The sequence below is a fragment of the Mesorhizobium sp. B1-1-5 genome, assembly GCF_006443065.1.
Classification (GTDB): domain Bacteria; phylum Pseudomonadota; class Alphaproteobacteria; order Rhizobiales; family Rhizobiaceae; genus Mesorhizobium.
Map to the genome: position 1 here is coordinate 1 of NZ_VFWS01000341.1, position 1,544 is coordinate 1,544.

2 protein-coding genes are annotated in these 1,544 nt (G+C 63.7%); both read right to left on the reverse strand.

The genetic code is table 11. The annotated features are described in order from the left end of the window. Positions 1 to 944: ABC transporter substrate-binding protein (locus FJ980_RS31135; protein WP_140547379.1), on the reverse strand; the 944-nt coding region annotated here is incomplete at its 3' end. 34 nt (positions 945 to 978) lie between these two features. After that, on the reverse strand, positions 979 to 1,544 hold a 566-nt coding region (locus FJ980_RS31140), incomplete at its 5' end, for an ABC transporter permease (protein WP_140547380.1).

Below are 1,544 nucleotides of genomic sequence, written 5' to 3' on the forward strand. Positions count from 1 at the left end.
GCCTGGCGCACCTTCACATTGTCGAACGGCGCCATGGTGGTGTTCATGGTGACGTAGCCGGTGTGCAGTTGCCCGCCCTCCACGACGCGCGCCTTCTGCTCGGGATCGGCCATCACCTCCTGGAACTTGGCCGGCGGAATGCCGTCGCCGGGCACGTCGATCTCGCCCTTCTGAAGGCGCAGCAGCGCCACGATCGGCTCCTGGCCGATTTCGAAGGTGATCTTGTCCAGATGCGGCAGTCCCTTATGCCAGTAGTCCGCGTTGCGCTCGAAGACGATGCGCTGGCCGAGCGTCCACTCCGCGAGCTTGAAGGCGCCGGTGCCGACCGGATGCTTGCCGAAATCGGCGCCATATTTCTCGACCTCTTCCTTCGGCACGACATGCGAGAAGTTGATGGCCATGACATGCAGGAAGGTGGCGTCGGGCCGGGTCAGCTCGAACTTGACGGTATAGGGGTCGACCACGGTGACACCCGATAGTGTCTCCGCCTTGCCGGCGGCGACATCGTCATAGCCCTTGATCGAGCCGAAGAAGCCGGCGCCGGGGCTCTGCGTCTTCGGGTTGGTGACGCGGTCGAGCGAGTATTTCACGTCCTCGGCGGTCATTTCGCGGCCATTGTGGAATTTCACACCATGGCGCAGCTTGAAGGTGAAGGTCTTGCCGTCGGGCGAGATCTCGTAGCTTTCGGCGAGATCGGGCTTGAGGTTCGTGGTGCCCGGCTCGTAGTCCATCAGCCCGTCGAACAGGCTCTTGATCATCGACCAGTTCTGCCAGTCATAGCCGAACGCCGGGTCGAGGGTCGCGCCATCGTCCTTGTAGGTGATGGTGATGGCGCCGCCCTGCTTGGCGTGGGGATCGACGGCGTCCTCGGCGCGGACGCTCGTCATGCCGAGCATCAGCGCCAGCGCCGATACGGCCACGGTGGATGCGAGAAGCTTTTTCATTGTTATGTTCCCTTTCTCTGTTGGTTTTCTGGTTTCATCTGAGCTTGATGCGGGGATCGATGAACGGGGCGATGATGTCGGCCAAGAGATTGCCGAGCACGATGGCGAAGGCCGACACCAGGGTGACGCCCATGATGATCGGAATGTCGACGCGCTGGATCGCCTGCCAGGCGAGTTGGCCGATGCCTGGCCAGCCGAACACGCTTTCGACCACCACGATGCCGCCCATGAAGATGCCGATATCGATGCCGATCATGGCGATGACCGGCAGGATGGCGTTGGGGAGCGCATGGCGGAACAGGATGGCGCGGCGGGCCAGGCCCTTGGCGCGGGCGGTGCGCACATAATCCTGGCGCAGCACGTCGATCATCGAGGAGCGCATCATGCGCGCGTACCAGCCGGCGCCGAGAATGCCCATGGTTAGCGAGGGCAGCACCAGATGGCGCCAGGTGCCGTAGCCGCCGATCGGGAACCAGCCCAGCCGCACGGCGAACACGTAGAGCAAAAGCAGGCCGACGACGAATTGCGGCGCCGAGACGCCGACGAAGGAGGCGACCATCAGCGTCTGGTCGGTGGCGGTGCCGCGCTTGACGGCGGCGA